This window comes from Ruegeria sp. CH10 (genome assembly GCF_056537125.1).
The window spans coordinates 36,046-54,213 of sequence record NZ_JBQFQY010000009.1 but is presented as its reverse complement, the minus strand read 5'-3'; the positions used below and the strand labels follow the sequence as shown (position 1 = coordinate 54,213).

The following is an 18,168-nucleotide window of genomic DNA, read 5'->3' as shown; positions in this document are numbered from 1 at the left end:
TGATCCAACTGAGAGAGGAAATCCACCGATGTCGTTGCGCGCTGTCTGCCTGACATCTGCCCTTGCCCTGACCGCCGGTCAGGCCATGGCAGAGATGAATTTCAACCGAATTGCGTCTTTCCCCGTGGTGAAAAACATGGCCGAAGGCGCGGATACCACCCGCGAAACCTCGCCCGAGATCATCGCGGCCACCGCCGATGGCATGACGCTGGTGTACACCGACAGCCCGTTGGGCGTGATCGGCATAGTGGACATCACCGATCCGGCGAACCCTGCGCCTTTGGGAGCCATGGACGTAGGCGGTGAGCCGACCTCGGTCGGGATCGTTGGCGCGACGGCTTTTGTGGGTGTGAACACCTCGGAGAGCTATACCGCCCCGTCGGGCAAGCTGATCTCAATCGACATCGCGGGCAAGACCGAAACCGGTGCCTGTGATCTGGGTGGTCAGCCCGACAGCGTCGCCATCGCCCCCGATGGCAGCTTTGTCGCCGTAGCGATTGAAAACGAGCGGGACGAAGACCTGAATGACGGCATCATCCCGCAGCTGCCTGCAGGTGAGCTGGCGCTGGTGCCGCTGAAAGATGGCGCGCTGAACTGCGCGGGTATGAAAATGGCCTCGCTGACCGGTCTGGCCGAGGTTGCGCCGACCGATCCTGAACCCGAGTTTGTAGACATCAACGGCCTCGGTGAAACCGTCGTCACCCTGCAGGAAAACAACCACATCGCGGTTGTTGCCAAAGACGGCACCGTGATCAGCCATTTCTCGGCGGGCGCGGTTGATCTGGAAGGCATCGACGCCACAGATGAGCGCGGCGCGCTGATCTTTACCGAAAGCCAGCCGGGTCGCCTGCGCGAGCCGGACGCGGTGAAATGGATCGATGACAACCACTTTGCCACCGCCAACGAAGGCGACTACGAAGGAGGTTCGCGTGGCTGGACGATCTTCCACAAGGACGGCACCGTTGTTTACGAGAACGGCACCGAGTTCGAGAAAGCGATCATCCAGATCGGCCACTATCCCGACAAACGCTCGGACAGCAAAGGGGTTGAGCCCGAAAGCGTAACCGCAGCCACCTTCGACGGTACTCCGATGATTTTCGTAGGGGCTGAGCGCGCCTCGGTCGTGGGTGTCTACGACGCCGCTAACCCGGCGAGCCCGGTTCTGAAACAGCTGCTGCCGTCGGGTGTTGGCCCGGAAGGGTATGTGGCGATCCCCGAGCGGAACCTGCTGATCTCGGCCAATGAAAAAGACCTGATCGAAGATGGCGGCCCACGTGCGCATGTCAGCATTTTTGAATATCAGGACGCCCCCGCCGCCTACCCGCATCTGACGTCGAAAGGCGCGGATGAGCTGATCGGATGGGGCGCGCTGTCTGGTCTGGTCGCGGATGAGGACGGCATGATCTATGCGGTCAATGACAGCTTCTACGGTTTCCAACCCTCGATCTTCAAGATCGACCCCAGCCAGAAACCCGCCCGCATCGTGGACGTGATCCGCATCCACCGTCAGGACGGCAATCCTGCACAAAAGCTGGACCTTGAAGGCATCACACTGGACGGCGAGGGTGGGTTCTACGTCGCCTCGGAAGGTCGCACCGACCGCGTTATCCCGCACGCGATCTACCACGTCAGCGCGGATGGTCTGATCAAGGACCGCAAGGGCGAGATCGGCCTGCCCGCCGAGTTGATGGCGGTCGAGAAACGCTTTGGGTTCGAAGGTATCACCAGGGTTGGCGGCACCCTGTGGATGGCCGTACAGCGTGAATGGAAGGACGACCCGGACAACCATGTGAAACTGGTGGCCTACAACCTTGAGACACAGGAATGGGGCGCGGTCCACTATCCCAAAGCAGACCCGGATACAGGCTGGGTTGGCTTGTCGGAAATCGTGGCCTTCGGGGACCATGTCTATGTGATCGAGCGCGACAACCAGCACGACCACCGCGCCTTGACCAAAAAGGTCTACCGCATCCCGCTGTCCGAGATGACCCCGGCCCCGCTGGGCGGCCCTCTGCCCGTAGTCAGCAAAGAAGAGGTCCGCGACCTGCTGCCCGACCTGACCTCGACCGGAGGGTACGTTCTGGACAAAATCGAAGGTCTGGCCATCCTGCCCTCGGGCGAAGCATTTGTAATGACCGACAATGACGGCGTCGATGACGCGTCGGGAGAAACGATGTTCTGGTCGATTGGGCAAGTCACCGCTGGCAACTAGTTCGCCCCAACAGCATAAAGTGGCCCCGTGACGGAAACTCGCGGGGTTACTTGCATCGGACAGCCCATTTGCGACGCGTTTTCCGACCCGGCGTTCGTTATGTGTACTAAAGTGTATCTTTGTGTACCGAAATTTGAGATTATGTTTTCTTCATCTTTCAGGCCCGCACACCAAATTTAAGTGAAATCAATTCACCTTAGCGCGAAAAATTTGACTGTTGAACGCGCGCCCATTTTGCTTGTTCTTGCGCAGGAATTTCGGTTCCTCAGAATTCAGGCGAACACATCATGGCACAAGATCCCGTAACGCAACTCGACGACAAGCTGCGCGCAAAACGTGAATCATTCGACAAGATCCCGGTGATTGATATCGCGCCGCTGCTTGATGGCAGCGACAAGCATAAGGTCGCCAAGGAAATCCGTTGGGCCCTGTCCAACGCAGGTTTCATGTATGTCAAAAACCACAGCATCCCTCAGGATTACGTGGATCAGGTTTTCGACGTAACGCGCCGCTTTTTCGATCTGCCCTCGGACGAAAAGATGAAACTGCATGTCAGCAATTCCGATGTTGCCTTGCGCGGCTATATCGAGCCTTTCGGCGAGAACACCGATCCAACCAAGACCAAGGACCTGAAAGAGTGTTTTGACATCGGCCCGGAGCGCCCCGCGCTGGAAGGCCCGTTTTTTGGGCCCAACCAATGGCCTGTCACCCTGCCCGACTTTCAGGAATTGGTTTATGGATACCACGAAAAGATGGTTACGCTGTCCCGGCAATTGCTGAAGGGGATCGCGATCAGTCTGGACCTGAGCGAAGATCATTTTGACGGCCTGATGCAAAACCCGATCAGCATTCAGCGCCTGCTGCATTACCCTCCGCAGAATGGTCAGATCGACGAAAAAATCATCGGCATCGGCGCGCATACCGACTATGGCAACCTGACGATCCTGGCGCAGGATGATGTTGGTGGTCTTCAGGTCATGAACCGCGACGGCGCATGGGTTGAAGGAACCCCCATTCCTGGCACGTTCGTCATCAATATCGGAGATCTGATCCAGCGCCTCACCAATGATGTGTATCTGGCGAATTTGCATCGGGTCGTGAATACGTCGGGCCGCGAGAGGTACTCAATTCCGTTTTTCATTGATGCAGATTTTGGAGCAGAGTTTTCTCCTCTGGCATCATGTATCAGCCCTGAAAGCACCAGCCGCTATGCACCTGTGACGTGCGGCACCCATAAATTCTCGCGCTTTTCTGCCAGCTACGCGCATCTGAAGAAAGCAAGCTAAGGCACCCCCGCATTCGTCTGAGCGACAGGCAACGTCGATTGCGTTCCCAAAAGACAACAGCCCCATGCGCGTGCTGCAGGGGCTGTTTTCAAACTCAGTAGCTTGAGTACCGGAAATTTACCACGGCGTCGTTTTGAATGGCGCAGTGGGCTTTGATATAACTGCGCACATCATTGCTGTCCTTGGACCGGGCCACTTCCAAATCAATCAGATCGATCCCGTCCGCATTTGTGGTGTAAGACAAGGTGCGCTCGAAATCGACGGCGTAGTACCCTTGGTTGCTCATCGCGGTTTTGGTGCGATGCATGCACAAGCCGATGGCGTTTTCCTCAGGCGAGACGCTGGGGTGTTTTTGGTACTGGGATCCGTGCTTGTGGTGATGCTCGGCAATTGATGCCCCCAGCACGCCCAAGGCGACCCCGGCGATCACTTTGCCCGCATCATCGGCCTGGGCCTGAGACGTCGCCAGCGTTGTCACAAAGATGGCAGTGCAGATAGTACCAGCAATAGTGTGATTTCGGCGCATGATCCTGGGTTCCTTGTTAAAATTAATTCGGCAAAAGCCCCTCAAAACAAAGCCTAGCCCGAGGGCGCATATCATTGCCAGAGGTTTGGCAATTGGCCTCCAGCTTCCCTTATGTGTCAGAAAATATATAGTGATCCGGGTCGTGTATTGAAAAAGTAGTGTGTTTATTGAGTTCTAAGACGGGTTTATTTCGCATTTCGTCAGAGTTGGGATTGGTTTTCCTGTGCTCGTTACTGGCCGGGACACTGCTCGGTGCATTGGTGCTGAGCCTGTTTTTATCAGCGGAGCAGGTTGAAAGTGTTCGGCCCGCAACCCTCTTTGAATTGTTCACACGTATTGCCCTGATCGTAATCCTTGGAGGGATGGGGGGTTATGTGGCGCTTCGGTTCCGGGGCCGTTTGCGATCCGGGCCTTACGGGCTGCGGATTGACATACTGCTTGGTGTCTATTTGATCGGAGTTACCGCTGCTTTGTTGGACCCGTTTTCTACCATCAGATCCGAGTTCAACCTGATACGCTATCCCACTGCAATTGTCCTGACCGTGGCGGGTGCGGTGCTGATACATACTGTCGTGACCAAACCCCGTCACATGGTGTATCGGGTTTTGGGCGGCATGTTGGGCGTGGTTCTTATGATCGCGGCTGCGGATGAAATCCTGCAATTCCACGAAAGTATGAATACTCTTGGCGAAAATCTTGCTGCTGAAGAAACGGATATTGCCGGTCAGGATCTGGTAACGCTGGTCGTCGCGGTGGCAGGTATCGTCGCGGCATTTCTGGTGGTCAGTGCCGTGTCATTTCTGAACAGACGCAGCATTTTTGACACCAGCGGCCGCGAGGTTTTGGCGGCCAAGCTTCTGTTTGCCGGGGGTGCCGCCTTTTTGACGGCCATGCTTCTCGATACGTTCGATACCGGGCTGAGCGGAGTGTTTTCCGCTGTCTTCAGCAGCCCGGCAATTCTGGCCGGCCAACCGTTAAGTGGTTATGTTGAAACGCTCGCCAATTCGCTTGAAGAGTTTCTGGAATACGCAACGGCAGTTCTGTTGTTGTCAGCCGCCTTTGTTTTCCGTTTTGAACGGTAATGACCCGACATAACGACAACGCCCCGCGCCTGGAGGTACGCGGGGCGTGCAGTCTGCGATAGCCCCGAGAGGCAGGGCTATCGCTGTGCGGTCAGACGCCTCAGTTCACGGCCTTGGCGTCAACCACGTCCTTTTCGATCGACTTGGCCGACGAAATCTCGATCCGGCGCGGTTTCAGGGCTTCGGGCACTTCGCGCTTCAGTTCGATATTCAGCATGCCGTTTTCATGGCTGGCACCGGTGACGCGCACGTGATCCGCCAGCGCAAAGCGGCGCTCGAACGCGCGGGTTGCGATACCACGGTGCAGATAGCTGCGCTCTTTATCCTCGGCGGCTTTCTTGCCCGCGACGATCAGCGCGTTTTCCTTTACTTCGACCGACAGATCGGCCTCGGAAAAACCGGCGACAGCAACCGAAATGCGATATGCGTCGGCATCGGTTTTTTCGATATTGTAAGGCGGATAGCTGGGCTGAGCCACATCATTGGTCAGGACGCGATCCATCATGTCGGCGATCTGGTCAAAGCCGATGGTGGCGCGGTGCAGCGGTGCAAAATCAAAGGTTCGCATGTGTCATATCCTCATCTGAGCGATCTATGGTCTGCCCTCCGGTTTCGGACGGGCGTTCAGTCAGTCAGGCCCCGTTTGCGGCGGCCCGATACAGATCACATGGGTAGAGGTCTGGCCGAGTTCAACCCCCGCCGGGGCTGATGAATTTGGCACCGGAATTCGACTTTCCGGACCCCACCTGCAACCGGCGGATTGACGCCTTGGGCTGGGGCGCATCGCGGCGCAATATGGTCTTCAGCTCGGCCACGATATCCGGCAGTTCCATGCCATGTCCCACTTTGAACCCGCCGCCATAACTGACGGCGGATACGACGGACAGAATCTGCCAGCGCGGGCCTTTCTTGGCCAGAATAGCCGACCCGGAAGAGCCGAAAGTGACGTCGCAATCAAAGCTGATCAGCCCATCCTGACGCCGCAGGATACGGCAGGAACGCTGGCGCGTGATCGCCTCGGCCCGTCCACGCCCGTACGAAGCGACGCTGATCTCATTGCCGCTGACACGTCCGCTGAACATGGCAAACGGGTCCGCCACGGAATGCGGAATTGGCTCATCCAGACGCATGAGGGCAACGTCAACCCGAACCCGCGGCGCGGACACAGGTCCATTGGCGACAAAGTCGGGATGCGCGGCGATCTGGATGACCTTGCGGTCGGCCAGTGCCTCACCGTTGCTGAGCCCCGCACGAAACGTCACCTCACCCGGTTTGTAGGGCTGGCCGGTGGCTTTATCCAATGCGCAATGCGCAGCTGTCAGAACAATATCCTTGGCAATCAGCGTGCCGGTGCAAAAGCCGCTGTCGCCAATATCCAGACGTCCGACAGCCTCCCACCCATACAGGTCTTCGCGATCGGTCAATTTGCGTTTGACGCTTTGCGCGTGGGACATGGTCGACAGAACAAACAGGCACATAAAGGCGCTCAGGAAGTAACGCGTCATGGTTTAATGAACCTCGCTCCGATATTTCTATTGGTCCCACCCTGGGCGGGCTCGGCCTGAAATCCGCGACCCGCCGACAATTCCGACTGCAACACAGGCAGCGATGCATCGACCGCTGTCCCGACTGCGACGCGCTGGCCGTTATATTCCGCCTTGGCGGCGACGACGGACACGATACGCGGACGGTCGCCGTCAAAGGTGAAAACCGGTGCGCCGGATGCGCCAAGCTCGACATCGCAGGACAAGACCAGCACCTCGGACTGACGTGTCATGACCGAGCATACCTCTTGCAGGGACGGGGCCTCGGCACGGTCCTGTGCGTAAGAGACGACGCCCACCTCGGCCCCGCGACGGGGGCGGCTGCCGGTTTCAAAGGGGATCACCGTGGTGTTGCGGATCGGCTGCCACAGCTCGATCAGCGCGATGTCATTGGCCAGCCGTGCGGTCGGTGTCTTCTGGCTATAGCGATACTTGGGGTGGATCACAGCCTGCCGTGCAGCCCGATAGGCCGAGGCCCGGCCCAAACGCCAGGCCGCCAGAAACTCAACCTTCGCCAGATCGATCCGCCGACCGGTTTCCTTGTCGAACAGACAATGGGCTGCGGTCAGCACCAATGTCGGAGAGATCAGCGTTCCGGTGCAAAACCCTGTGCCGCCGATATCCAGACGGCCCACAGCCATCCACGCCCGCCCTGCATCGGTGGTATCGAGGCTTTTCAGCCCAGTATCCTGCGCCATCGCAGCCATCGGCATCAATGCCAGCGCAAATGCCCTGATCCAGTGTCGCAAGCGGTTCTCCGGCCTTTCCATTGGTTTCAGTGCTACGGGCTCGGTGGGGCGAAAATAGGGCGACCGCGCTGGATAGGGTTTCGGCGTGCACCTGATGCAGCGCTGCATCATTCCCGTCTGGCAAGTTCGCATCACTGGTCCTACTGTTCCGCCCATGACCTGGATCGACCGCGCCCTCATGTTCTCGACACTGGATTACGCCGCTGTGCTGCTGTTGCTTGGCGCGTGGCAATGGATTGGCTGGCGGATCGAACATCCCGCGCCAAACCGGCAATCGGTTGCGATGATGATGGATGATTTCCGCCGCAGCTGGATGCATGAAATGGTCACCCGCCAACCGCGCATGTTTGACGCGCAGGTGGTGGCCACGATGCGGCAGGGCAGCACGTTTTTCGCCTCGACCACCATGATTGCCATCGGGGGTGGGCTGGCCCTGCTGGGAAATACAGAGCGTTTGGCCGGTGTTGCCAGTGATCTGGCCATCGGCAGCGCACCTGCTTTGGTATGGGAGGTCAAGATCCTTGTCGTGATCCTGTTTCTGGCCAATGCGTTCCTGAAATACGTCTGGGCGCATCGGTTGTTTGGCTATTGCGCCGTTCTGATGGCTGCTGTCCCGAACGACCCCGACGACCCCCAGGCCTATCCGCGTGCGGGGCAGGCAGCGGAAATCTGTGTCACTGCCGCGCGCAGTTTCAATCGCGGGCTGCGCGCCACCTATTTCGCGCTGGCTTCCCTGGCCTGGATTCTGGGACCTGTCGCCCTGATCGCGGGCACCGCCATCACACTGGGCGTTCTTTACCGGCGTGAGTTCGCGTCCCAATCCCGATCCATCTTGCAGACACTGCCACCCCACACAGAGTCGTGATCCCCACGCCCCCTATCCGCTTCTATATTCACGATATGCGATATCTGATTCTCAGCGCCTTACTGGCCACGCCCGCCTTTGCCGATCCTGCCGTGATCGAAAACGTCTCAGCCCGCCAAAGCGGCGACACTTGGCGATTTGACGTGACGATCCGCCATCCCGACACAGGCTGGGACCACTACGCCGATGGCTGGCGTGTGCTGGATATGGACGGAAATGAGCTGGGAATGCGCGTGCTGCATCACCCGCATGAGAATGAGCAGCCCTTTACCCGGTCTCTCAGTGGTGTGGTGATTCCCGACGGCACCACGCAGGTGCAGATTCAGGCCCGCGACAATGTCGATGGCTGGAATGACGGCACCACGGTTGTTGACCTGAACTGAGCCTCAGAAAATCCCGAGGCTCAGCCCCGCGGCCAAGGCGGCGCCGATCTCACGGCATTTCTCCAGCTGATCCTCTGGGATGGTCTTTTCGGCCAGAATTGCCTCGGGCGTTTGCGCGTGGGTGCAGATAATCAAAGGCGGCTGTACCTCTTTCAGCCGCCAGCCTGTTGCGATGCGGGCCATCTGGCGGGCGGCGTTTTCACCGTCGGACCCTGCGCAGACCATCTGCGCATAGGGACGGCCTTCGATCCTGCCCAGCACCGGATAGTAGCTGCGGTCGAAAAACTCCTTCATTAGACCCGAAATTGCCGCCAGATTCTCGGGTGCGCAGAAGATATAACCGTCTGCAGTCAGCAGATCATCCGGCTCGGCCTGATCGGCGGTTTTCAGAACAACATCCGATTCTTCCCGCGCGGCCTCTGCCGCGGCTTCGGCCATCTGTCGGGCCCCGCCAGTGCGCGAATGGTAAACGATCAAAAGCTGCGCCATGTCAGACCCGGTGATAAGGACCGCCCGACAGGATGGTTGCGGCCCGGTAAAGTTGCTCGGCCAGCATCACACGGACGAGCATATGGGGCCAGACCATCGACCCGAATGAGATGGAAAAATCGGCCTTCGACCGCAGATTAGGGTCTATTCCGTCCGCTCCGCCAATGATCAGCGCCAGATCCTGCCGCCCGGCATCGCGCCAGCCACCCAGCTTTTTGGCAAAATCCGGCGAGGACATCACCCTCCCACGTTCGTCCAGCGTGCAGATCACAGCACCCTTGGGCAGCGCCTTGCGCAGCAAAGCACCCTCGGCCCCCATACCTGCATTTTTCTTGTCTTCAACCTCGATCACCCGCGCGGGACCAAGGCCCAGCGCACGGCCAGTCCGGTCAAATCGGGTCAGGTAATCGTCAAGCAGGGTCTTCTCGGGTCCGGCGCGCAATCGCCCGACCGCAACTATGCTGATCCGCATATCTCTCTCGCCTCCGGCCCTTCAATAATGGCCGGGATGGCGCCTCAGTTGGCTGAGGCGCTGCCGCCCTGAGGCAGCCACATCTTTTCCAGCTGATAGAATTCACGCACTTCGGGGCGGAAGATATGGACGATCACGTCGCCCGTATCGATCAGCACCCAGTCGCCGGCATCCTTGCCTTCGACCTTCGAGGTGAAACCGAATTCCTGCTTGATGCGATCCGTCAGCTTTTCCGCCATGGCCGCCACCTGACGGGTCGACCGACCCGAGGCAATCACCATGTGATCCGCGACAGAAGACTTACCTTGCAGGTTAATCTGCACGACGTCTTCGGCCTTGTCATCGGAAAGTGAGGAAAGGATACGCTCAAGCAGCTTGTCGCTGATTGACTGAGAGTGGGCCATCACGCTGGCCCCGTCATCGGCGGGCAAACCCGCCTGGGTATGTAGAGACAGGACATAGTCCTCCTTTGCTGCGCGCCATCAAATCCCGGCGCCGGGGTACTAATAAGGTAACAAGGGGAATGCAACATTTCAATGAACGCGCCATCAACGCCGCGTCAATCCTCTGCGATCTGTTGCGGGTCTGCGTCGGGCAGCAGGCGCACCTCGCGCTGCGGGAAGGGCAGTGAGATACCCTCGGACTTGAACGCATCCCACAGGGCCAGATAGACATTGCCGCGGATATTGGTCAGCCCCTTGGTCGGATCGCTGATCCAGAATCGCAGCACATAATCCACGCTGCTGTCGCCAAACCCGATGATGTGACACACGGGTTCATGTGACCCACCGCTGAGGACACGGGTCACAGACTTGACCGCGCGAATGGCCGTCGCCCGCACCTTGTGCGGATCGTCGCCATAGCTGGTGCCGAAATTCAGATCCAGCCGCACGAATTTATCGGAATGCGACCAGTTCACCACCTGATTGGTGATCAGGTCCTCATTCGGGATCAGGTATTCCCGCCCGTCCCGTGTCACCACCGAGACATAGCGCGCGCCCAGCGCGTTGATCCACCCGAAGGTGTCGCCCAGCGAGATCACATCGCCCGGTTTGATCGACCGATCCATCAGAATGATGATGCCAGAGATCAGGTTCGACACGACTTTTTGCAGACCAAAGCCGATCCCCACGCCGATGGCGCCGGACAACAGCGCAATCCCGGTCAGGTCAAATCCCAGCGTGCGAATGGCCGCCATAAAGACAGCACCGTACAGCAGCACCTGAATGCCCTTTGCCAAAAGCACCTGCATCGACGGTGTAATGTCATCATTGCTGCGCAACCCGCGCTCGGCGGCACGGGTGCCGATGCGGGCCAGCGTCAGAAGAATGCCGATCAGCAGCGTGGCCTTGAGTATTCCCAACGCCGAGATATGAAGATCACCGATGGAAATCGCCACCCCGTCCAGAAATCCGGCCACGTCATCGGTCAGATTCAGGGCAATAAGCGTTGCATAGACCCACATTGCCCATTTGAAGATGCGGCGCAGGGTGCGGTTGCGCACCAACCGTGCCACTAGCGCAATCGCCAACCATGCAGCAGCCAGAGTGGCAATGACCCCGATGATATAGCTGCGCGAGGGCCAGGTGACATTCTGCATGAACAGATAAAGCCCCCAGGACAGCAGTACGAAATAGACCAGTGTCAGGCGCTGCATCAGCTGCACCAGAATGCGCAGCCGCCATTTCGGCCAACCCGTGCGCGCCCGCGCCCATGTATCCCACCGGCCCTGCGTGGACAGCTTCAGCATATAGGCCAGCGCCCAGAGCAGCAGGATGATCACCAGCTGGTACTGACGCCATCCCGGCGTGACGACCAACTCATAGAAATTCTGAAACTGCGAAGAAAATGCCCCGACCATATTCTCGTAAAGGTCTGACAGGGTCCCGGGGATAAGGTCTTGATTCATTCATGTCTCCTGCCGGTCAGCTTGAACAGCAAAACCCGGCGATGCAAGCCTGACGCGGTTTTGAACCTTGATTGACAGCAAACCCCGATATATCTGGTCGGCATGAGACTCACTGTAGCCCAACTTCAGAATCTGGAAGACCGCGCGCGTTTGCGCGAACGGTTCTTTGGGGCTGCCCGCACGGTTCTGGCCCGCCTATCCGCGGCCTAAGCCACCTCGCCAGCTATTTCTCATTACATACGGGAGAGGACCGATGTCCCCCAAAACACTCTATGACAAGATCTGGGATGCCCATGTCGCCCACGAAGCCGATGATGGCACCTGCCTGCTCTATATCGACCGCCACCTTGTGCACGAAGTGACCAGCCCGCAGGCGTTCGAAGGGCTGCGCATGGCGGGCCGCAAAGTGCGCGCACCGGAAAAGACCATCGCCGTGCCGGATCATAACGTCCCCACCACACCCGACCGCGTGAACGGCATCGAAAACCCGGAATCGCGCATTCAGGTCGAAGCGCTGGACAAGAATGCCAAGGATTTCGGCATTCACTATTACCCGGTGCATGACGTCCGCCAGGGCATCGTCCACATCGTTGGCCCGGAACAGGGCTGGACCTTGCCCGGCATGACCGTTGTCTGCGGCGACAGCCACACCGCAACCCACGGCGCGTTCGGCGCGCTGGCCCATGGTATCGGCACGTCCGAGGTTGAACACGTTCTGGCCACGCAGACCCTGATCCAGAAGAAATCCAAGAACATGAAGGTCGAGATCACCGGCAAATTGCAGCCGGGCGTGACCGCCAAGGACATCACTCTGGCCGTGATCGGCGAGACCGGCACCGCTGGCGGCACCGGTTATGTCATCGAATATTGCGGTGAAGCGATCCGCGACCTGTCAATGGAAGGTCGCATGACCGTCTGCAACATGGCTATCGAAGGCGGTGCCCGGGCGGGCCTGATCGCCCCCGATGAGACCACGTTCGAATATGTCAAAGGCCGCCCCCACGCCCCGAAAGGCGCTCAGTGGGAAGCTGCGATGGACTGGTGGAAGACGCTCTTTACGGACGAAGACGCGCATTTCGACAAGGTCATTACCCTGCGTGGTGAAGACATCGCACCGGTCGTCACGTGGGGCACCAGCCCCGAGGATGTGTTGCCGATCACCGCAACCGTTCCGCATCCCGACGACTTTGAGGGCGGCAAGGTCGACGCGGCCCGCCGTTCGATCGAGTATATGGGTCTGGAAGCCGGTCAGAAGCTGAGCGACGTGGAAATCGACACCGTCTTTATCGGTTCTTGCACCAATGGCCGCATCGAAGACCTGCGCGCCGCAGCGGAAATCCTGAAGGGCAAAAAGATCAAGGATGGAATGCGCGCCATGGTCGTTCCGGGCTCGGGTCTGGTGCGTGCGCAGGCCGAAGAAGAAGGTCTGGCCGATATCTTCAAAGAGGCCGGGTTTGAATGGCGTCTGGCGGGATGTTCCATGTGTCTGGCGATGAACCCCGACCAGTTGCAACCGGGCGAGCGCTGTGCCGCCACCTCGAACCGCAACTTCGAAGGGCGTCAGGGCCGGGGCGGACGCACCCACCTGCTGAGCCCCGCAATGGCCGCCGCAGCGGCGATCACAGGACGTCTTACAGACGTCCGTGAATTGATGTAAGGTCCGCTCATATCTAGATATTTGAGGGATTGAAAACATGAGTGACTGGGTCAAATGGCTGCTGCTGGGGCTGCTGTCGATTGCGTTCGGCGTCTTTGCGCTGGGCAATGCGATTGCGGCGTCCGTGGCCGTAACGGTGATCACTGGCATATTGCTGCTGATCTCTGGCGCGTTGCAGGTCGTGGGCGGTTTCACCGTCGAAGGCACCGGCAACAAGATCCTGTCGCTCATCATGGGTGCGGTCATGCTGTTTCTGGGCTGGTCCTTTCTGGATCATCCGCTGCAGGGCACGCTGACGCTGGCGACCGTGATGCTGATCCTGTTCATGGCAGGGGGCATCGCGCGGGTCATTCTGTCGTTCCAGATGAAAGGAACGCAGTTTTTCTGGCCCACGATGATCTCGGGCATCTTGTCGATCGTCCTTGCCGGTATCATCTGGACATATGTCGGAAGTGACCCGCAGGTCTTGCTGAGCATTCTGGGGATCTTCCTGGGCATCGAGATGCTGTTCAACGGGCTCGGATTGGTCTTTATGGCGTTCTTCGTCAAGAACGCACCCACAGGCGAAACGAAAGAAGCTTAAACGCGAGGCACGGGCGCGGCCCTACCCCGCAGGAGTGTAGACATGGAAAAGTTCGACAAAGTCCACGGGGTGGCCGCCCCAATGCCGCTGATCAATATCGACACCGATATGATCATTCCGAAAGTGCACCTGAAAACCATCAAACGGTCCGGCCTAGGCGTCGTACTGTTTGACGAAATGCGCTATCACGATGACGGGCAGGAGAATGAAGAGTTCGTTCTGAACAAACCCGCCTATCGCCAGACCGAGATTCTGGTGGCCGGTGACAATTTCGGCTGTGGCTCATCGCGGGAACACGCGCCCTGGGCGATCAAGGATTTCGGCATCAAGGTCGTGATCTCGACCAGCTTTGCCGACATCTTCTTCAACAACTGCTTCAAGAACGGCATCCTGCCCATCGTGGTCGAGGAAGAGCATCACGCGATCCTGATGGATGACGCACACAAGGGTGAAAACGCCCGCATGACCGTGCATCTGGAAGATCAGCAGATCACCACCTCGGATGGCGTGGAAATCACCTTCGATATCGATCCGCACCGCAAGCACTGCCTGCTGAATGGTCTGGACGATATCGGCCTGACGATGGAAAAAGATCACCACATCGACAAATTCGAAGACCACGCAAGTCAAGCCCGCCCCTGGGTATGATTCTGGGGACGAATCTGTGGACACTCAACCTAACGGGGTCGCTTTGGCGGCCCCATTTTCGCTATTGGGTGTAAATCTGCTGAAACCACAATATCTTGATATTGCATTAACGCTCATGTTGGTTTTGCGTCAGAAATGATGCAATCCCGCACCAGTTGCGCCATCTTTTTGCCCGAAATTAAGTGTTTTCTGCGCCGTGGCTTGAGCGAAATGTCGCTTATGGCCAATGTTGGCGGAAACAGGCACCCGTCACCAAGACTTTGGGTATTTTTAGGCTTCCGCCAGAAATAGAATTGGCGGGCACAAGTTGGAAAGACGTCGGCGAAGAACCGATCGCTCCAGTTTGAAAGGGTTCGGATAGTGATTGCGCGCACAACAGGGGCGGCAATTCGGGGACTACTGGTCGCATTGATGGTGCTGACCCCCGCGTTGTACTTGCCCGTATCGTCAACAAACGGCACCGAGATTGTCGTCTTTCTCGCTATTCTCGCGTTTTTTCTGACGTTTGCCGAATACAACTCGGCCTTCCCCAGCTTTATCGAATTCCGCGACGCGCCGCCTGTGAACCGTCTGCGGTTTGTCGGGCTGATGTCGATGATCACGTTTCTGACGCTGATCTGCAAGAACATGTACACGCCGAATGAACTGACCGCTACGGCGTATCGTTTGGGTCTGGGCGTCGCGAATGTCGTCGATTTCCCCTATTCCCCGGTTCGTCTGGTCGTTCTGATGTTGCCGGCAGATGCCAGTGCACCTTTGGTTGAACTGGTGCGAATCGCGGCCGGGATCGCCTATGTCGCGGCGCTCGTGACCATCGCCAGCTTTGCCTATGCGGTGAAACTGCGCGGGTGGCCCACTGGAAACGGTGCATTCAACGTCTGGACCAACCTGCCCCTGTTCGACCCCACCAAGGGCGGAGATGTGGTCACGCGCCTGCAGCGGGACGGTCGTCTGAACATCTCGATCGGGGTGCTGCTGCCGTTTCTCATTCCTGCGCTGATCAAGCTTTTGACCGATTACGGCAATCCGATCTCGCTGAGCAATCCGCAAACCCTGATCTGGACGATGTGCGCCTGGGCCTTTTTGCCCGCCAGCATGATCATGCGCGGCATGGCGACCCTGCGGATTGCCAGCCTGATCGTCGAAAAGCGCCGGGCCTACTCGACAGCCGATTCAACTCAGGCCGCATGATCCGGCTCCTCCTTCTGGTGCTGCTGTTGCCGGTTTTGGCGCAGGCGCAGACGGTTCGGATCGCCACCTACAACACTGAACTCAGCCGCGACGGGCCGGGCTTGCTGCTGCGGGATATCCAACGCGGTGACCCGCAGGTGCAGGCCGTGACTGAGGTATTGCTCACCACGCGTCCGGATATTGTCACCTTGCAGGGGATCGACTGGGACTTGAACGGTCAGGCTCTGGCCGCATTGGCCGAGACGTTGCGCGCTGCGGGTCTGGATTATCCTTACGGATTCGCCACGCAGCCCAATGCCGGGATCGAAACCTCGCTGGACCTGAACGGAGACGGGCGCGCCAATGGCCCCGCAGATGCGCAGGGCTGGGGGCGGTTTACAGGTCAGGGCGGGCTGGCCGTTCTGTCGCGCTATGAGATCGCAACCGACCGCGTACAGGATTTTACCGAGTTGCTATGGCGCGACCTGCCCGGTGCTCAGTTGCCCGTAACCGACAATGGCCCGTTCCCGTCCGAGGACGCCCAGCGCATTCAGCGGCTTTCAGCCGTGGCGCATTGGATCGTGCCGGTGGACACGCCCCTGGGCCCGCTTGACCTGCTGACCTTTCATGCCGCCCCACCCGTGTTTGACGGACCCGAGGATCGCAACGGCCTGCGCAACCGCGACGAAATTCGCCTGTGGTCGCTGGTTCTGGATGGCAAGCTGGGGCAAAGGCCAAACGGCCCCTTTGTGATCGCCGGAGATGCCAATCTGGACCCCGACCGGGGCGATGGCCGGACTGAGACGATTCGCGCCCTGTTGCGTGACCCCCGCCTGCAAGACCCGCGCCCCGCTGACGCGTTGGGGGCCGCAACAACTGTTGACTGGAAAGCGGTGGGGAAAATGCGGGTGGATTACGTCTTACCCTCAGCCGATCTGCAGGTGACGGGGTCCGGTGTTTTCTGGCCCGCGCCGGACAATGCTTTGCGCGCCGTCGCGGAACAGGCCAGCCGACACAGGTTGGTCTGGGTCGATGTAGCGGCACCCGATCAGCCGTCAAACTGACCTCATCGCTTTGTCACGGCGATTGCCGAAATCCCCGGAACGTGTATTCATTTTTGAATGGACAAAGCACTCACCCATGCCGACTGGTCCCTGATCCAAAGCTTTCTTGCCGTGGCCGAAACCGGGTCGCTGTCGGCGGCTGCACGGCAGCTGGACCGCAGCCAGCCCACGCTGGGCCGCCAGATACATGCGCTGGAAGAGGAATTGGGCGTATCCCTGTTCGACCGCCACGCGCGGGGCCTGAAACTCAGCACGGTAGGTGCGCAGTTGCTGCCGATGGCGCAGCAGATGCATCAGGCCATGACCTCATTCAGCCTTGCGGCGGCAGGGCAGTCGCAGCAATTGGAAGGATCGGTGCGGATCACCGCCTCGGTCTTTGCCGCGCATCATCTGTTGCCGCCAATACTGGCGCAGATTCGCGCCCAGGAACCGGCCATTCAGCTGGAACTGGTCGCAACGGACGCCATCGAAAACCTGTTGTATCGCGAGGCCGACATCGCCGTGCGCACCCACCGCCCCGAACAGCTGGACCTGATCTCGCGCCATCTGGGGGATGTGCAGCTGTGTTTTTGTGCCGCCACGTCATATCTGGACCGCGCCGGGCGGCCAGAACGACCCGAGCACCTTTTGGAGCATGATCTGGTCGGCTTTGACGCCAATGAGCAGATGATTACCCGAATGCGCGCGCGGGGCTGGAATGTCGGTAAGGACAATTTTGCCACACGGTGCGACCTGCAAAGCGCCTATTGGCAACTGGTGCGCGCAGGCTGTGGCATCGGGTTCAGCCAGCTTGAAGTGGCCGAGGCCGACCCCGAGATCGAAATCGTCATCCCCGATCTTGAGATGTTGCCGCTGCCCGTCTGGCTGGCCGCACCGCAAGCGATGCGCCAGACCCCGCGTATCCGCCGGGTCTGGGATTTACTTGTGAAAGGACTGAAAGCCAGCCTTTAAAGCGGCCCGGTATAGGTGCCGCGCGCCGGGTAATTGTTGCCCAGTGTGAATTTCAGGCCGCCAGCAATATCGGACATGGACGGACGGCCAAAAGGCGTTGTCTGCTGCCACGCGTAATACAGCGTGCGATCCGGTGCGACATAGAAATGGCCGGGCTCGGCAAACATCGCCGGTTCGGCGCTGCCGTCGCGCGCGGTCGAGATGTTCAGGCCCCAATCCTCACGCGCGGCGGCCATGGGCAGGCTGTGGCCCACACGCACACGCGACACGCCTGCCTTTTCGACGGTTTCTGCGGCGCGTTCGGCGGTGTCGGTGGTGATCATGATCACTTCGACGCCCAGCGCGGCGAAATCATCCAGCGCGGCTTCGACCTCGGACATCTGCTTGATGCAGATCGGGCAATGCAGCCCGCGATACTGAATCACCAGCGTGCCGTTTTCGCCTTTGTCCGCGTCCAGATCGAAGGTTCCGTGACCCACGGTTTCAATTTTCAGCCCTGGGACGGGATTTCCCGGTGTTAACATGTGTTTTCCTCATGATTTGGCGGGATCGTCTCATTGACCCGCTCGGGTGCAGAC

The 18,168-nt window shown here is 59.0% G+C and carries 20 protein-coding genes; 11 read left to right on the top strand and 9 right to left on the bottom strand.

Going from position 1 to position 18,168, the window contains the following annotated elements:
* Positions 1–28 precede the first annotated feature (28 nt).
* The gene (locus ACRZ94_RS19830) at positions 29–2,212 is read left to right on the top strand and encodes an esterase-like activity of phytase family protein (protein WP_480656581.1); all 2,184 of its coding nucleotides are present in this window, start codon (positions 29–31) and stop codon (positions 2,210–2,212) included.
* 287 nt (positions 2,213–2,499) lie between these two features.
* Positions 2,500–3,498 (top strand): isopenicillin N synthase family dioxygenase, encoded by a 999-nt coding sequence (locus tag ACRZ94_RS19825; protein ID WP_480656583.1) that lies wholly within the window; start codon positions 2,500–2,502, stop codon positions 3,496–3,498.
* Between the two features lie 94 nt (positions 3,499–3,592).
* On the opposite strand, the gene ACRZ94_RS19820 is transcribed toward ACRZ94_RS19825, so the two are convergent.
* Positions 3,593–4,024: a hypothetical protein gene (locus ACRZ94_RS19820; protein WP_480798147.1), complete on the bottom strand. Its 432-nt coding sequence runs from the start codon at positions 4,022–4,024 to the stop codon at positions 3,593–3,595.
* A gap of 632 nt (positions 4,025–4,656) precedes the next feature.
* Here ACRZ94_RS19820 and ACRZ94_RS19815 point away from each other — a divergent pair.
* Positions 4,657–5,106, top strand: coding sequence for a hypothetical protein (locus ACRZ94_RS19815; RefSeq protein WP_480798146.1), 450 nt, complete (start codon positions 4,657–4,659; stop codon positions 5,104–5,106).
* A gap of 100 nt (positions 5,107–5,206) precedes the next feature.
* Here ACRZ94_RS19815 and ACRZ94_RS19810 read toward each other — a convergent pair whose 3' ends face one another.
* From ACRZ94_RS19810 to ACRZ94_RS19800, 3 genes are all read right to left on the bottom strand, one after another.
* Positions 5,207–5,674, bottom strand: coding sequence for an Hsp20 family protein (locus ACRZ94_RS19810; RefSeq protein WP_480798145.1), 468 nt, complete (start codon positions 5,672–5,674; stop codon positions 5,207–5,209).
* 121 nt (positions 5,675–5,795) lie between these two features.
* Positions 5,796–6,611, bottom strand: coding sequence for a trypsin-like serine peptidase (locus tag ACRZ94_RS19805; protein ID WP_480798144.1), 816 nt, complete (start codon positions 6,609–6,611; stop codon positions 5,796–5,798).
* Positions 6,608–7,399, bottom strand: coding sequence for a trypsin-like serine peptidase (locus ACRZ94_RS19800; protein WP_480798143.1), 792 nt, complete (start codon positions 7,397–7,399; stop codon positions 6,608–6,610). Before ACRZ94_RS19800 ends, ACRZ94_RS19805 begins: the two co-directional genes overlap by 4 nt.
* Positions 7,400–7,553: 154 nt before the next feature.
* Here ACRZ94_RS19800 and ACRZ94_RS19795 point away from each other — a divergent pair, with 154 nt between their 5' ends.
* Both ACRZ94_RS19795 and ACRZ94_RS19790 read left to right on the top strand, forming a co-directional pair.
* On the top strand, positions 7,554–8,264 hold the full coding sequence (locus ACRZ94_RS19795) for a DUF599 domain-containing protein (protein WP_480656594.1): 711 nt from the start codon (positions 7,554–7,556) through the stop codon (positions 8,262–8,264).
* A 35-nt stretch (positions 8,265–8,299) separates the two neighbouring features.
* On the top strand, positions 8,300–8,647 hold the full coding sequence (locus ACRZ94_RS19790) for a hypothetical protein (RefSeq protein WP_480656595.1): 348 nt from the start codon (positions 8,300–8,302) through the stop codon (positions 8,645–8,647).
* 3 nt (positions 8,648–8,650) lie between these two features.
* Here the strand turns inward: ACRZ94_RS19790 and ACRZ94_RS19785 are convergent, their stop codons facing one another.
* The 4 genes from ACRZ94_RS19785 to ACRZ94_RS19770 all read right to left on the bottom strand — a co-directional run bounded on the left by ACRZ94_RS19785 (position 8,651) and on the right by ACRZ94_RS19770 (position 11,517).
* Complete coding sequence (locus ACRZ94_RS19785; protein WP_480656597.1) at positions 8,651–9,136, bottom strand: flavodoxin family protein; 486 nt, start codon at positions 9,134–9,136, stop codon at positions 8,651–8,653.
* 1 nt (position 9,137) lies between these two features.
* A complete protein-coding gene (gene rlmH / locus ACRZ94_RS19780) occupies positions 9,138–9,608 on the bottom strand; it encodes a 23S rRNA (pseudouridine(1915)-N(3))-methyltransferase RlmH (RefSeq protein WP_480656599.1) in 471 nt (156 codons plus the stop codon).
* A 44-nt stretch (positions 9,609–9,652) separates the two neighbouring features.
* On the bottom strand, positions 9,653–10,012 hold the full coding sequence (gene rsfS, locus ACRZ94_RS19775) for a ribosome silencing factor (protein ID WP_170327847.1): 360 nt from the start codon (positions 10,010–10,012) through the stop codon (positions 9,653–9,655).
* A gap of 155 nt (positions 10,013–10,167) precedes the next feature.
* The gene (locus ACRZ94_RS19770; RefSeq protein WP_480656601.1) at positions 10,168–11,517 is read right to left on the bottom strand and encodes a mechanosensitive ion channel family protein; all 1,350 of its coding nucleotides are present in this window, start codon (positions 11,515–11,517) and stop codon (positions 10,168–10,170) included.
* A gap of 253 nt (positions 11,518–11,770) precedes the next feature.
* Here ACRZ94_RS19770 and leuC point away from each other — a divergent pair, with 253 nt between their 5' ends.
* The 6 genes from leuC to ACRZ94_RS19740 all read left to right on the top strand — a co-directional run bounded on the left by leuC (position 11,771) and on the right by ACRZ94_RS19740 (position 17,590).
* Positions 11,771–13,174, top strand: a complete 1,404-nt coding sequence (gene leuC / locus ACRZ94_RS19765; RefSeq protein ID WP_480656604.1) for a 3-isopropylmalate dehydratase large subunit — start codon at positions 11,771–11,773, stop codon at positions 13,172–13,174.
* Positions 13,175–13,211: 37 nt separating this feature from the next.
* On the top strand, positions 13,212–13,757 hold the full coding sequence (locus tag ACRZ94_RS19760) for an HdeD family acid-resistance protein (RefSeq protein ID WP_480656606.1): 546 nt from the start codon (positions 13,212–13,214) through the stop codon (positions 13,755–13,757).
* Between the two features lie 42 nt (positions 13,758–13,799).
* Positions 13,800–14,405, top strand: a complete 606-nt coding sequence (gene leuD, locus ACRZ94_RS19755; protein ID WP_480656607.1) for a 3-isopropylmalate dehydratase small subunit — start codon at positions 13,800–13,802, stop codon at positions 14,403–14,405.
* 360 nt (positions 14,406–14,765) lie between these two features.
* Entirely contained in the window at positions 14,766–15,596 is an 831-nt protein-coding gene (locus tag ACRZ94_RS19750) for a hypothetical protein (protein WP_480656609.1), read from the top strand.
* The gene (locus tag ACRZ94_RS19745) at positions 15,593–16,639 is read left to right on the top strand and encodes an endonuclease/exonuclease/phosphatase family protein (RefSeq protein ID WP_480798142.1); all 1,047 of its coding nucleotides are present in this window, start codon (positions 15,593–15,595) and stop codon (positions 16,637–16,639) included. Before ACRZ94_RS19750 ends, ACRZ94_RS19745 begins: the two co-directional genes overlap by 4 nt.
* Positions 16,640–16,696: 57 nt before the next feature.
* Positions 16,697–17,590 (top strand): LysR family transcriptional regulator, encoded by an 894-nt coding sequence (locus ACRZ94_RS19740; protein ID WP_480798141.1) that lies wholly within the window; start codon positions 16,697–16,699, stop codon positions 17,588–17,590.
* Here the strand turns inward: ACRZ94_RS19740 and ACRZ94_RS19735 are convergent.
* Positions 17,587–18,114 carry a redoxin domain-containing protein gene (locus ACRZ94_RS19735; RefSeq protein WP_480798140.1) on the bottom strand — a complete coding sequence of 176 codons (528 nt, stop codon included), beginning with the start codon at positions 18,112–18,114 and terminating at the stop codon, positions 17,587–17,589. The two genes, ACRZ94_RS19740 and ACRZ94_RS19735, sit on opposite strands and share 4 nt — an antisense overlap.
* Positions 18,115–18,168: the final 54 nt, after the last annotated feature.